This is a genomic window from Kangiella profundi, assembly GCF_002838765.1.
Taxonomy (GTDB): domain Bacteria; phylum Pseudomonadota; class Gammaproteobacteria; order Enterobacterales; family Kangiellaceae; genus Kangiella; species Kangiella profundi.
Window position 1 is genome coordinate 2189474 of sequence record NZ_CP025120.1, and the last position, 14291, is coordinate 2203764.

8 protein-coding genes are annotated in these 14291 nt (G+C 42.7%); 2 read left to right on the plus strand and 6 right to left on the minus strand.

Features of this window, described 5'->3' with window-relative positions; genetic code table 11:
• Positions 1 to 104: 104 nt before the first annotated feature.
• On the plus strand, positions 105 to 1118 hold the full coding sequence (locus CW740_RS10215; RefSeq protein WP_106647401.1) for a hypothetical protein: 1014 nt from the start codon (positions 105 to 107) through the stop codon (positions 1116 to 1118).
• A gap of 532 nt (positions 1119 to 1650) precedes the next feature.
• On the opposite strand, the gene CW740_RS10220 is transcribed toward CW740_RS10215, so the two are convergent.
• The 6 genes from CW740_RS10220 to CW740_RS10245 form a co-directional block, all read right to left on the minus strand.
• Positions 1651 to 3093: a P-loop ATPase, Sll1717 family gene (locus CW740_RS10220; protein ID WP_106647402.1), complete on the minus strand. Its 1443-nt coding sequence runs from the start codon at positions 3091 to 3093 to the stop codon at positions 1651 to 1653.
• Between the two features lie 423 nt (positions 3094 to 3516).
• On the minus strand, positions 3517 to 3747 hold the full coding sequence (locus CW740_RS10225) for a ChaB family protein (protein ID WP_106647403.1): 231 nt from the start codon (positions 3745 to 3747) through the stop codon (positions 3517 to 3519).
• 132 nt (positions 3748 to 3879) lie between these two features.
• Entirely contained in the window at positions 3880 to 5457 is a 1578-nt protein-coding gene (locus CW740_RS10230; protein WP_106647404.1) for a protein-glutamine glutaminase family protein, read from the minus strand.
• A gap of 487 nt (positions 5458 to 5944) precedes the next feature.
• Positions 5945 to 6634, minus strand: a complete 690-nt coding sequence (locus CW740_RS10235; RefSeq protein WP_106647405.1) for a Crp/Fnr family transcriptional regulator — start codon at positions 6632 to 6634, stop codon at positions 5945 to 5947.
• A 113-nt stretch (positions 6635 to 6747) separates the two neighbouring features.
• Positions 6748 to 9855 carry an efflux RND transporter permease subunit gene (locus tag CW740_RS10240; RefSeq protein WP_106647406.1) on the minus strand — a complete coding sequence of 1036 codons (3108 nt, stop codon included), beginning with the start codon at positions 9853 to 9855 and terminating at the stop codon, positions 6748 to 6750.
• On the minus strand, positions 9852 to 11090 hold the full coding sequence (locus CW740_RS10245) for an efflux RND transporter periplasmic adaptor subunit (RefSeq protein WP_106647407.1): 1239 nt from the start codon (positions 11088 to 11090) through the stop codon (positions 9852 to 9854). Before CW740_RS10245 ends, CW740_RS10240 begins: the two co-directional genes overlap by 4 nt.
• 307 nt (positions 11091 to 11397) lie before the next feature.
• Between CW740_RS10245 and CW740_RS10250 the strand changes: the two genes are divergently transcribed.
• Positions 11398 to 14244 (plus strand): M1 family metallopeptidase, encoded by a 2847-nt coding sequence (locus tag CW740_RS10250; RefSeq protein WP_106647408.1) that lies wholly within the window; start codon positions 11398 to 11400, stop codon positions 14242 to 14244.
• Positions 14245 to 14291 lie beyond the last annotated feature (47 nt).

Sequence of the window (14291 nt, forward strand, 5' to 3'; positions counted from 1 at the left end):
GCATGTCCAAAACTTCTAGGCTTTATAGTTAAGTGAATTAAGCACCCAATACCTTTCATTGGCTTCATCTGGTAGCATATACACTAATAAATAAAGGGATCATCATGATATCACCAACAATTAGTCTTAATGGATATGCCACCGTTTACCTCGACCAAAATGTCTTAGATAGCGTAATTAAGGGGAAAGAAGATGGGATGCTCTCCCTGATCCACTCTCAGGGACTAGTTGCCGTTTACTCTAAAGAAACACTAATTGAGATACATAGGTCTAATAGACCTAATGACTTTCTTACAATTCTTCAAGAAATACCATCACTATATCTTGAGGTTGAGTTGGACGAAAGTTTTAAGCAAATAGACAAATGTAAGTTTATAAATACTAATCCATTTGATGTGTACGATGACCTTGTTCAAAACTTAGATGATACTGATGATGCAGGTGAATCTTTATCAATATTTCTCCAAAAATTGTACGGAGGTGCCAAAGAGCAATCCTTTGAAGATATTTTTGATAAGTTTGGGAGTGAGATAACTAAAGCATTTGAGTACATGAAGGAGCATGCTAAAGAGAGTGGAATAGAACTGCCTAAAGAAATTGAAAATCTGTCAGATGATATGATTAAAGAAATCTTTTCTCCTATGTCTGACAGCTTTAATCAAGTGGCAGAAAAGCTGGGTACTATGGAAGGTTCTGCTGTTTCCCAATTTGAGAAATTTACTGGGGTAAGCCCAAGAAATCTTAAAGGGGGTGGAATTAAACCGCCAAATATCATTAAGAAAATTTTGGATAAGATAGATGAACATGCTGAGAAGACTGGTAAAACTGTCCCACATGATTCTATCTTTAAACTTACAGATGAGTCTGGAAATAAATTACCACTAGTTCAGCAAGCAAATGCACTAACTTATGGATTAAATTTTATTGGGTATTATCGAGATAGAATACAAGAAAGAAGAAAACTAATTGCATCAATGAGCGACACAACTCACATTGGTAATGCTACCTTCTGTGACTTCTTAATGACAAGAGACGAAGGTATGTTTAAGAAAGCTGAGGCGGTGTACGACTTCCTGAGACCATATACAGGTATCATATACTTTCCACTAAAAAAGTAAGCTGTAAATCATTTGTCACGTTATGAATGTAACTTGCAGCTGCTTTATAAATGCACCCTACTATTGACCGCTAGCCAGTATATATTCGTCCCATGCTTGCTTCAGCGCTACTAATGCTTCAGGGCAAGCCATTTTATTTACTAAATGTGCTTCCCACGCTGTCAGGGTGTTGGATAAGGTTTCAGCTTCTTTGTCGTAAATAGCATCTTTAGCTAAATCACCGTTAGGGGCATCCCTTTCTTTGTTTGCTTCTAACCAAAGAAACTCATATGTTAATCCTCATAATGTCTAACAATTTACATGGAACCATTATACAGAATTTCAACCACTCGGTTTCTGCCTGTTTACTTCGGATTCTAAGGAGAAGTTCAAAATGAACGACCAACATTACCTAACCAAGCAACATACTACAAATTTACAATTCAGTACTCTACTACGTACACTCAAAGGTTCCTAATATAGTGGTCAAGTTAAATTGACCACTATAGACCAAACTTAACCTCTTCCATAGACTCATCAGTAGAAGCCGTCATCAGCTAGTACTTAGTTCCAGCTCGTTGAATATCTGCATTGGGTCTTCAGGTTGTAGTGCCCAACGATAAGCAGGGTGAACCTCCCAGTCATAGCCGAATTCGGTAAACTTATTTGATAAGTACCGATTCTCCTCGAAATACTTACGATCTATGCCTACGGGAGTTTGTTTGCGAGCAGTAATAAAATTAATTTTATAAAGAAATGCGGCCAGCTCTTTAGTATCAACTTGATTCCCATTTGCCCAACGAAACTTTCCTTGCTCTTCAATCGCCTTAAGCTTTTGCAGAAGCATATCCGTGCTGTATACATAACCCTGGGATGCTTTTCTTTGCTTTTTTGAAGGACGCATTCCAAGTATCAGCTTTTCTACTTCAGGTAGTTCCGAGCGATATTCATTAATGGTATCTTGGAGTCTTCCCTGCGAATACTCCTCAAAAATAGACTCCAAGTTGTCAGTTGATATTTTATCCGAATTGTTAGAATAAGCTTTTCTTCCTGCCAAAGTTAGAAGCTTAACTAAATCTCGCGGCCTCTTTCTAATTAGTGACATTAGAACCCTATACATAGGAGCATTACTCCAATGTCCTTTTCCGGTGAATCTCTCCTCAATCACGGGAGTGAGATATTTCATCAGCTCGGATTGATGCTTCTTAAGCAGCTCACCTTCCTCAACCTGTCTGCCGAAATAACTTTCTACTCTTTTAACAAGAAGAGCTAATATTTCGTGGTTAGTCCATGAATACCAAATTACGGAATTTTCTGTTTTATCAGTCGACTCATCAGAAGTTCGAGCTAAATAGTAAACATCTGATCGCAAACTAACCCTGAAGAATATTCCTCTATTTTCGGTAGAAATATCCCGTATGGCGTTAAGTAGAGCCGAAATTCTCAGGATGTCATGCTTTCTTCCTTGCCATCCTCGATCCAAATCATCTATGTACACTGAAATTTTATTGTTTTTGAGAAAATCTCTCAGCACAGCTTCTTTAGATGCGGTTAAACTAACCTTATCGTCCAGCTTTAGTGTCGAGGCAAGAAAATCTAAGGCGGCACCACCAAATTGATTCAACCTACCTCGCCAGCCTTCAAATAACATGCCAAATGAAGTCAATACTTTCTTAGCTATAATTTCGTTAATGCCTATTTTCCAGTCCCTGATAAGTCTTAGAAAATCGTCCGTTTCTTCACCTATGCCAATAATGTCATCGGGTTTAATCAAAAGCGTGAGCCTTTTGCTTTCTGCCTCCTCATCAATTGCAACTTGAAAAAGAGCCGACTTTCCAATCCCCTTATGTCCCACGAGTATTCGTAATGAAAGATCATTTACAACCTGCTTATAAGCCTTGCTCTTGAAGTAATACTCCTTAAGCCTTTTAGGGTCTTCATCTTCAGCAGCCTCATGGCCAAATAATTTTTGCAACTCGTATTCACTAAAATCCATATTTTTTACTCTTCAAAGATACTGAAATCAAAGGCTTCTAAAATTATACTCCCGGACAATGCCGATAACCTTTGAGATTCTATTGTTAATTTTAATGTCTGCTTTTACGGCTAATACCAAATAAAGCGAACGTTAATATCGTGTCAGCTTAAATGGATAGTAGCAATGTCAGTATGTTAGGTAAAGCACATACTGGAGCTCGCCTTCCCTTTTCAATTTAATGGCTTGTTACTGACATAATTCTTTATAAAGAGCCATTACCTCTTCAGGAAGTTCAGGCTGGCCATAAATTGATAGTTTTTTCTTGAGCTGTTTTGCCCACTCGTTAGCCATGATGGGCCGGAGCGTTTACTAGGGTCGGTACGATTTGGTAGGTGTGATCTTTGAAGGAAGGTCCCAGTACAAATGGTTTAAACTAATTTTCTAAGACTCATCCCGAACCCACTTCCCCTCTTCCTTGTGATACTCTTTCTTTACCGCCGACCAGGCGACTTTGTGAGCAACTTCCTCGCGACTGTCGTTTCCTCTTCGATCCTCGGGGTTCTTGTACTCTTCCCATGCAGAATTAAAAGCTTTTCGGTAAATCTCCTGGGCATGCTTGGGCAAATTGTTTCGGACACTATCAGGTAGTTCGTCATTCGATTTGTATGGCATGTCAAACTCCTTTTAGAATTATGGGGCCAGAGAACCTATATGAATAAAATCCTGCTATTAGTCACTCTAACCCCGTTTGTCTTAGGTGCTTAACTGTTCGACGGTACCCGCAAGCTATTTTGGACTGCGTGATTACCCTTTCTCCAGTTTAGCTAGTACTCTGCGCGCTTCTTCTAGCCTTTCCTCTTTAGAAAAACTTTTTACTACTGTCGGGTGGAATGCATCACGATTGGTAATGGTGAATGAAATCATTCCAACATCATTGGCATCCAAAGGCACTGGAAATCCAACTGTATGTAGAGCGTCCGGACTGGATAAACCCATTAATGACAGCCACTCCATGCTTGTTACTGGGCGGTCAGCGATTAGCGGATCAATGATCATTTTATCAACTTTTCCGTTGCCACCCTCCACATAGACGACAGGTGCAACATGATAACTCCAAGAAACATTACTTCTTTTACTTTTTAGGAAACCTGAAGCCCATGCCTTATCAGCAATGACTCCTTCTTTTTCAAACATATCCACCATTAGCTCAGTACGTGCAAAAGCACCATCTTGAGATTGTGACCAGGCCATATTTTTCATTGCCTTAGCTTTTGTGAAAAGAGTTTTGGCCTTGTTTGCAGATATTGCCTTAACGGATCCCGGTTCAAATTTGGACATTTCTTTCAAGGCTTCGTGCGTGTAATAGGAATTCCCTTTGAGACGAATACCAGCAGGTAGGAATGCATTGTTTATGTACTGACTAAGAATCTTACCGTTAACCTTTTCAACCAGGTGAACAAATTGCAGTGCTGAACGCTCTTCATTGGTCTGAACGCCCAGAGAGATGATGTCATCTTTGAAGCTTGATGGGCACTGTGGAATGATGTCCTTAAGATACTCGCTAAAGTCGGCATCCTGGAAAGTAAAGTAGGCGGTGACATTATTCTGCAGATTTTCCGGAACCTTGCGTGCAGCAGTTAGACGAGAGTGCTTATACTCTTCGTTATATCGTATAAAAGTTGTATTCAAACCCCAAACCTTCATGGCCTCCGGGTCATTTTTAGTGAATTTTGCTTCTCCCTTACTGTTTCGAGTGTAGCTTATAGGCAGAAAGAGCTTTTTTTCGCGATCAAATAAAAGATAATGGTTGTCACCACAGGACATAAAAGGACAGGTGCTGGGAGTCAGTTCTTCGCATTCTTGATAACCATTTCCCTTCGAGAACAAAAACATAGGTTCCCTTGGACCGACAACCTCCCCCGCGAATTTTCGAGCATTATCAACAAGCAGCTCTTGTAGTGCAGTTAGTTCACTGACTATCTCAGGCTGGTATTGCTTTGCGGAAACAATATTCTTGTTGAGACTATTAGCCTGCTCATCCAGGCTCTTGAATATTGTTATGGGCGTCTCATATTCAGGAACGTCAACATCCTCATAGATTTTCTCGCTGAGCACATTGAAATATTTTGTTGTGCCATTTTCTGATAAGGGCTTAACAGAAAATGGTTTTGGTGCATTGATACCAAGGACAATACCTATTAGTTTGCCACTTTCATCAATCTGAATGATCGCTGTATCTTCGTCTTTTTTACAGTAAACAATAGGAACCTCTTTGGGTGTACTGCAATTGTCGAACTGCAATTCCTCAGAATAAATGACGGAGGTTGCGTTTGCATAGAATGGCAAAACCAAAAGTAAAGCGAGAAGGTATTTAGTTTTCATATTGTGTCCTGAATAATTATCCATTAAGCCTGTCAGGCTATATTTCTTCGTATTATTCAAGTCATACTAATCAGTGAATGGCTGTTTTGCAAATAACCACCCTGTAAGCCTTTCTAACTATGCACTACTGTTAGGACTACAATCTTCAATACCAATCCTGTGTGAACTTTCCAAACACAATATTCCCCTAAATAATTATGCTGCTGTGTACGCTAGCGCACAGATAATAGTGACAATTAGGAACACATTATATTCATCAGTTTCAACATGGTGTTGGGCTGGTAACTCATGACCTTTAAGGAGATTCCTATGAGTAATAAAGCGAAGCAAGCTCCAGCTAGCAAAAGCGCCCCAAAACAAGCTGCACCAAAACAAAATGCAGCTAAAGGTGCTCCTAGCCGCAGCGGCAAGAAATAATCCCGTCAAAGCATAGTTCAAACATTCAACGCCTCGAATTTAAATTTCGGGGCGTTTTTATTTATAAAGGTTAACCTGATGAGTAGAGGTTGTGATAGCACTCACAGCTAAGCTGCTCAAGCTGCTTTCGGTTGAGTATCTTAATATGGCCACGTTTGTAATCGATGAATCCCTGTAGCTGCAGCTTATGGGCAGCTTCTGAAATACCTTCGCGCCTTACTCCTAACAGTCCGGCAATATGCTCATGGGTAACATCAATCACTTTATTTTGAATCTGGTCTGATACTTCCAGCAACCAGAAGCACAGTTGCTGCTGAATGGTATGGAATCGGTTACAGGCAACTTTCGCCATAGTTTGGTGTTCAATTCGGCTAATAGATTTTAATATGGGCTCACGAAATTCTCGTTCGTTATGAAACCAATACAATGCCTCTTTCGCTGGCATCAACAGAGCAGTGCCAGCTTGGAGCACTTCTGCTCTCAACATTGACTCCTTGCTACCCGAAAAAACAGCACCTCCACAGATGTCATTCGACCCTGTACAGGCAACCTGAAGTTCATCACCATCATCCAGCTCGTAAATTAGGTTAATCACGCAGTTCAACGGAAAGTACAGATAACTGATAGCTTCCTGATAATCGAACAGTGTTTTACCCGCTGAAAGCTGCGACAGCTTAATACTGGTCGACAGTCGTCGCTGTAACGCTGATGGTAAAGAGGAAAAGACTAAATTAGCGGATTGTTCCTTAAGATGTTCCATAACTGACCCAAACCATTAGGACAGGGTGAGAATATATTACGCCTGCAATTTAAGATTCACCAGTGCTTTTAAAATAAAAAAGGCAGTCATAAGACCGCCTTTTTTTTCAACTTTTATACAGTGACCTTCTTCTTAAAGTAATGCTTCACCTGGGCAGATTTGTAGTAAAGCAGTGGCACCAGAACCAAAGTGATCAAGGTCGAGAACAAAATACCGAAGCCCAGTGAAACGCCCATAGGAATCAGGAATTGCGCCTGGGTCGATTTTTCAAAGATCAATGGCATCAATCCAGCGAAGGTGGTCAATGAGGTCAGCATCACGGGCCGCAGACGTCTTACACCGGCATGCAGTACTGCATCAAGCAGGCTTTCTCCATGTTTGCGGCGCTGCTGATTGATGTAATCGACTAGTACCAGACTGTCATTCACAACCACACCTGTTAACGCCAGCATTCCCATTAGACTCATCACACTGAGTGACATGCCCATGATCCAGTGCCCGACAATTGCCATGCAGGCACCGAATGGAATCACCGACATGACAATGAACGGCTGCACATAAGATTTGAAAGGAATGGCCAACAAAATATAAATCGCGAACAGCACAAACATCAGACTGGTGGTTAACCGACTGGTCGACTCTTCCTGCTCACGTGCCTCGCCCTCCAGGGAATAAGTTACTCCGGGATATCGTTCGAGAATCTCAGTAGTTTCCTGATGAATACGTCGTTTAATCGCCTCAATATCAGCGGTTTCCTTTTGTACATCAGCCGTGATATTCAACGTTCGCTGACGGTTGATCCGCGTAATGCTTGATGGACTGTTGCCATAAGATAGCTCTGCCAATTGCTCAAGGGGCACTTTGGCTCCTGATGGTGTTTGAATCAACAGGCTATTGAGTCCATCAAGCGTACTGCGTTCCTCTTTGGCCAGACGCAGCATCACGCGAACGTCTTCACGACCACGCTGGATACGCTGCACTTCCACACCGAAATAAGAGCTTCGAACTTGACGCGCCAAATCACTGAGAGTTAACCCCAGCGTTTCTGCCTGTGGTTTGAGCTTGAACTGTATTTCCTGCTTGCCCTTGGAGAAACTATCAGAAATATCAAAGACACCACTGATATCGCCAAGCATTTCTTTTACTTCCATGGCAGCGCCACTTAAACGCTGAATATTGGAGCCGCGTAACTGGACATCAATCGGGTCACGGTTGCGGCCAATCTCAGCCCGGAACGTCAGGCTCTCCACTCCCGGCAAAGGCCCAATCAATTTACGCCACTCATTGACCAACTCAGCACTGGTAATATCACTTTCGCGCTCTTCAGGTGCGGTAATTTCAAACATGACCAGACCATTGCTTGAACTAACGGCGCCACCACCGCCACCGTAACCACTGACCGAGAAAATATGTTCGACAATGCTGCTGCCGTCTTCTTCACGGTATTTGTCTTTTAACTCAAGCGCAGCTTCAGTCATGCGCTCAACATAACTGTCAGTCAATTCAAAAGGAGTTCCTTCCGGCATCACTAATGTGGCGCGCGCGATTTCGGACTGAATCCGTGGAAAGAATATAAAGCGAGTCAGGCCGCTACTTACTGCAGCCCAGATGAATAATGCGAAAGCCAGGAAAATTGCTAACGTCAGTTGCCAATGAGCCAGTGCAAACTTCAGTGCAGGCTTATAAAACCTCATTACAACGTCTTCAAATCCTTTGGCAAATTTCTGTTGATACTGAACCAGCTTGTTATCATTTTTGGCGTTCAACTTTTTCATATGGCCGATGTGCGCTGGCAATATCAGTTTCGACTCTACCAATGAAAAAATCAGAACAGGAATAACGATCAATGGAATTGATGAATAAAAGGTTCCCCAACCGCCGCCAATGAAACTCAAAGGCACAAACGCAGCCATGGTTGTAATCACACCAAAAGTCACGGGTACCGCTACTTCCTTGGTACCATTGATTGCTGCATCAAGCGGACTAGCTCCCCGATTGAGGTGGTTATAGATATTCTCACCAGTAACAATCGCATCATCGACCACAATCCCCAGCACCAGAATAAAAGCGAACAAACTTATCAGATTGACGGTCACGCCCATCTCTGGCATCAACGCCATACCACCGGCAAAAGCAATCGGTATTCCCAGGCTAACCCACATTGCAATGCTTGGTCGCAAAAAGAGCGCCAATAAAAGTATTACCAGCAAGCCACCCTGCACAGCACTGCTAATCAGAGTATTTAATCGAGCATTAACACTTTTGGAGCGGTCACGCCAGATGGATAAATCTACGCCAGCCGGAAGATCAGACTTCTTAGCCGCAACATAATCTTTTACGCGCTGTGCAACTTCAATCGCACTTTGATCACCGGTACGATAAATCTCCAACTCAATTGATGGCTTGCCATCAAAGCGGGTATTTAAACTTTCTTCTTCGAAACCATCTTTGATCACTGCCAGATCTTTCAGCATCAGGATAGTACCGTCCTCACGGGTCAGGATTGGTACCTGCTCAAATTGTTCCTGAGTGTATGACTGAGCTTTAAGCCTAAGTAAAATTTCGCCACGTTCGGATTTGACCTGGCCAGCGGATAAATCCAGTGAGCGGCTGTTAATCGCATTGGCAATGTCTTGTAGCGTCAGACCGTACTCTTTCAGCAGACTCTGGTTCACTTCGATAGCAATCTCAAAAGCGCGAGCACCAGAAGTTTCAATTTGAGTCAGGCCGGGAATTGAAGATAATTCTTCCTGAATAATCTCAGAATATTGGCGCAACTCCTTTTCAGGAAGATTACCGCTAACCACAACGCTAATAGTCTCTCGGCGTCGCTCTACCTGCTGGATGATAGGTCTCTCCGCTTCAAGAGGTAGAGTGTTTAAAGCACCCACTCGGCTTTTGATTTCATCAAGTAGCTCTTTAACATCGTAGTCTTCTTCTACTTCAATGGTTACTCGGGATACATTCTCAGAAGAAGTCGAAGTTAATTGTTTGATTCCATCCAGATCATAAATGGCCTCTTCAACTCTGGTCGAAATAGTTTGTTCTACTTCTTCAGGCGTAGCACCACGAAATGGCACGACTACATTGATGAACTGTAATTCGGTGGTTGGGAATGTTTCGATTGGAACGCGCTTGGAAATAGTGAAAAAGCCAGCGACTAAGATCACCACCATTAACAGGTTAGCCGCAACAGGATTACGAGCAAACCATGCGATCATAGTTTAGCCTCCTGAACTTTATTTAAATCGGCTTCAGGCTCTTTCTTTACGGCCTCTCCTCGAACTCTGGCTTTTGCTCCATCCGCCACGAAGCTCAAAACATTGCTCACCAGCAGGCTGCCCTCACGAACGAGTTCTCCTGACTTTTCTGGCTCAATCACACTTTGGTCATTCCCTTTCCAGATAACCGCAACTTTTTGTCGATGAAGCTGCCCTTCACTAAAAATAAACACTTCGTTATTTTGTGAAATCAACTTGGATGGAATAACAAATACATTTTCCAGCAAACGACCTTCAATTTGCGCACTAACAAACTGCCCTACTTTCAAATAGGCTTCTTCTTTAAGAATTGAGCCCGGCAATTTGGCTGTCACGTACCACTGGCGGGTGGCGTTATCGATGACGCTATCGGTTCGATCCAGTTCAGCAAGCCACACTTTTTGTTCACCAGCAAAATCAGCCACTAAACGAACCTTAGGTTTGTCCTGATTATTATCGAGTTGCAGAAAACGAACCCGATTGCTGGGTACCGGTAAACGCACTTCTAAAGAGTCACTCGCAAAGATACTGGCAACCGGAGTGTTTGAACTGATTAATTGCCCCAGGTCAGTCAATTTTTCAATGATATAACCATCGTACGGAGCATTAATTTGTGTGCGGCTTAAGTTTAATTGTGCCTTATTTAATCGTGCCTCAGCGGCAGCCAGTTTCGCCTGAGCAGATGCCAATTGTGGTTTACGCAACACTAAATCAGTGGCTTCACGACTTGGGTTAATCTTTTTCCAGTCTCTGAATGCCTGCTCCGAGCGGGCAATTTCTTCATTCAGTGCCAGTTGCGCAGTGGCGACCTCCGCCTGGGCAATAGTGACTTCAATTTCATAGTCGCGGCTGTCAATACGGACTAAAGCATCGCCTTTATTAAAAGAGCGACCACTTTCAAAGTTAGGAGCGACCCAAGTTACGATACCTGATACTTGAGCAACCAGATTACCTGAAGTCGTTGGCTCAATCGTGCCATAGGAATCCACAAAGATCTGATGATCGACCAGCTTCAGCGCTTCGACATCCACCACTTCAACCTTCTCGATGTCAGGGCGGTTAAACGCTACCGGCTTACTATTGACCATACGATAGGTAACGGCAATCGCAACCGCCAAAATCACTAGTGGCAAGATGTATTTCAACCAGATCGTCTTATTACTGGCTTTACGATAAGAAGGTTTCTGCTCGGACATAAGGCTTTAAATTCCAAAGAATAGTGCAAAATTAGCTCAGCTTACTATAAGCCTCACTTATGAATAAAATGTGAAATAGAAAGGCTGATAAGTGCTTTATCAAACTCAAGAGGGCAATTTTACTGCAAAGATGATGGCTTGAAGTGGGCCTTGAAACAATAATTGTAACAGGATATTAAGAAACCTCTCCAAATTTACCATCTATAGAGTATTATGCTTGCAAGAGAGTCAGGTCATGTTCTCAGAAAAATCTAATAATAAAGAGCAGGCCTATGTGAAGAGGTAAATAACACTTAAGGGGATAACAATGAGCAAAACATATTTGGCCACCATCTGCTTTCTGGCCACAACATTGGTAGTCGCTTGCCAGCAAGATGACAAGCAACAGCAGGATGAAAGTCAAAAAACACAGGTTTCAGAGCACGAAACACTGGTTAAGCCAATTGCCGGTTCTGAGGATGAATCGGATACTCTTAATAATGAATCTGCTGAACTTGATGCTGCAGCATTCGAAAGCGACTACCCAGCAGAAATTCCAACTGGTCGCCTACCAGGCCTGGCCCGCCCTACCATGTACTGGCTTGAGCTCACCATTGACCCGGACCAACCCAATTTCAATGGTAAAGTCACTATCAATGTAAAGCTGGACACGCCAACTCAACACTTGTGGTTACATGGCAGAGACATTACTGCACAATCCGTCAGCGCTAAATTAGCTGATGACAAAGTCATTAGTGGTAGCTATGAAGAAGTTGATCCAACTGGCGTTGCCAAGCTTACTTTTAATAATCCATTACCAGCTGGTAAGTTTGACTTAACCATTCAATACCAGGCTCCATTTAATGAATCTTTAGAAGGCTTATACCGCGTCAACGATGGTGGATTAAATTATGCCTTCACTCAGTTCGAGGCTACATCAGCACGTCTTGCTTTTCCTGGCTTTGATGAGCCTGCCTTTAAAGTACCATTCAACTATACGATAACGGTTCGAAGTGAGCATAAAGCCTTTACCAGTACCCCAGCGGTTTCCGAAACGGATCTGGGAAATGGCTGGAAAAGAATTGTCTACGCACGCTCAAAACCAATGCCTACCTATCTTGTGGCATTTGCTGTGGGCGACTTTGATGTTGTGGAGTGGAAAGCCATTCCGCCTACGAAAGTAAGAGAGCGCGAAATTCCACTTCGTGGTATTGCAACCAAAGGAAAAGGTAAAAAGCTCACTTATGCTCTTGAAAATACCAAAGACATTTTGAATGGCCTTGAGGATTATTTCCAGATTCCTTATCCATACGCCAAACTCGACATTGTTGCAGTACCAGATTTTAATTTTGGTGCGATGGAAAATGTTGGCCTGATTACCTATCGTGAACAACTACTGTTATTTGATGACACCATTTCTCTTGATCAGAAGCGTGCCTATATCAATGTGCATGCACATGAACTGGCCCACCAATGGTTCGGTAATCTGGTCACGCCTGAGTGGTGGGACGATATCTGGCTAAATGAAGCATTCGCAACCTGGATGGCTCACGTATCCAATAACAATGTCTACCCTGAGCAAAAATTCCGCCAAACCCTATTGGAAAGATCATTAGGAGCCATGCGCCAGGATAGTCTGATTCACGCTCGTCAGATCCGTCAACCCATTGCCAGCAACCATGATATCCAATCTGCTTTTGATAGTATTACCTATTCAAAAGGCGGCGGTGTTCTGAGCATGATTGAATCTTTTATGACGCCAGAAGAATTCCGAGCCGGTATCCAGCACTACATGAAAAAGCATGAATTTGGTGTGGCGACGGCCAATGACTTTATTACCGCCATTGGTGAAAAATCTACCAAGGTTCCGCTTGAAACAATTCGTTCGGCCTTCAACAGTTTTCTTGAACAGCCCGGCATCCCCTATTTAGAAGTGGAATTAAACTGTAACAATGAACAAGCGACGGTTAACCTCACTCAATCACGATATCTACCCATTGGGTCAAAAGGCTCCAGCCAACAAAGTTGGGAAGTGCCAGCCTGTATCGAGTATGCGATTGACGGAAACCAACACGAATATTGCAGCGTAATTGACAGTGCGGAATACAGTTTTGAAATTCCTGAAGCAGGTTGCCCAGAATACGTTATGCCAAACTCAGAAGGAGCAGGCTATTATCGTTTCTCAATGTCTGGCGAAAACTGGCAAAAGCTACTGGATAACAAAGACCAGCTTTCTACTGAAGATATGATCTCAGTAAACGATAGCTTCTCGGCAGCAATTAATGCTGGCAAGTTAAGTTTCCTTGATCTTATCGATATTGCACCACAGATTATTGATTCTGAATCACCTCGTGTTGCGATGGCGCCAACCGACCTTTTAAGTTTTGCCTATGACAAAGTTGTTAGCTCTGAGCAGGACAAACAAATTCTTGCCAGCTTAAATCGCGACTTATACAAGCTCAAACTTGAAGAGCTTGGCCTGGTTACTCGCAAAGAAGATTCAGTTGATCAGGTGCAAATGCGCAATGCGCTAGTCGCCTTCCTGGCTCAAAAAGGACAGGATAAAAACCTTCGTCACTATCTAACCAAAATGGCAACCGACTACACAGGCTATCAAAGTGACAATGCTTTACATCCAGACAAAGCCGATAGCAATGTCATCAATACAGCTATGGCTGTTGCGGTTGAAGAACTGGGTGTTCCTTTCGCAGAACATCTGCTATCACAGCTAAACGAGTCGAATGATGGTACGGTACGCGGACGAATGTTAATTGGCCTGGGCTCTGTTGAGGATGCGGAATTTGCAACCGAGTTACGCGAACTGATTTTATCCGAATCATTACGCGACAATGAAATTTACTACATTCTGATGGGACAAATGGAAAGCCAAGAACTTCAGGACGCCATGTGGGATTGGTTTAAAGAAAATATTGATGGTGTTAAATCAAGAATACCGCCATTCGGTCAGAATCGATTACCAGTTGTAGGCAATATGTTCTGCTCTGAACAAAAGAAGAAAGACTTTATGGCATTCTTTGAACCTATTGTACAGGAGCTACCCGGTGCACCTCGCTCCTTCGATCAGACGGTTGAAAATATTGAGCTTTGTATTGCCAAAGTTGAACATCACTCGGAAGGTGTTAAGCAATATATTAATCAGCAAACTGCTCAGTAATTCATTCAATCTTAATAAAAAGCGCTCCCAGGAGCGCTTTTTTAATG

What these genes read in the sequence shown, in the direction of transcription:
- CW740_RS10215 (WP_106647401.1), top strand. Translation starts at nt 105, where the DNA reads ATGATATCACCAACAATTAGTCTTAATGGATATGCCACCGTTTACCTC.
- CW740_RS10220 (WP_106647402.1), bottom strand. Translation starts at nt 3,093, where the DNA reads ATGGATTTTAGTGAATACGAGTTGCAAAAATTATTTGGCCATGAGGCT.
- CW740_RS10225 (WP_106647403.1), bottom strand. Translation starts at nt 3,747, where the DNA reads ATGCCATACAAATCGAATGACGAACTACCTGATAGTGTCCGAAACAAT.
- CW740_RS10230 (WP_106647404.1), bottom strand. Translation starts at nt 5,457, where the DNA reads ATGAAAACTAAATACCTTCTCGCTTTACTTTTGGTTTTGCCATTCTAT.
- CW740_RS10235 (WP_106647405.1), bottom strand. Translation starts at nt 6,634, where the DNA reads ATGGAACATCTTAAGGAACAATCCGCTAATTTAGTCTTTTCCTCTTTA.
- CW740_RS10240 (WP_106647406.1), bottom strand. Translation starts at nt 9,855, where the DNA reads ATGATCGCATGGTTTGCTCGTAATCCTGTTGCGGCTAACCTGTTAATG.
- CW740_RS10245 (WP_106647407.1), bottom strand. Translation starts at nt 11,090, where the DNA reads ATGTCCGAGCAGAAACCTTCTTATCGTAAAGCCAGTAATAAGACGATC.
- CW740_RS10250 (WP_106647408.1), top strand. Translation starts at nt 11,398, where the DNA reads ATGAGCAAAACATATTTGGCCACCATCTGCTTTCTGGCCACAACATTG.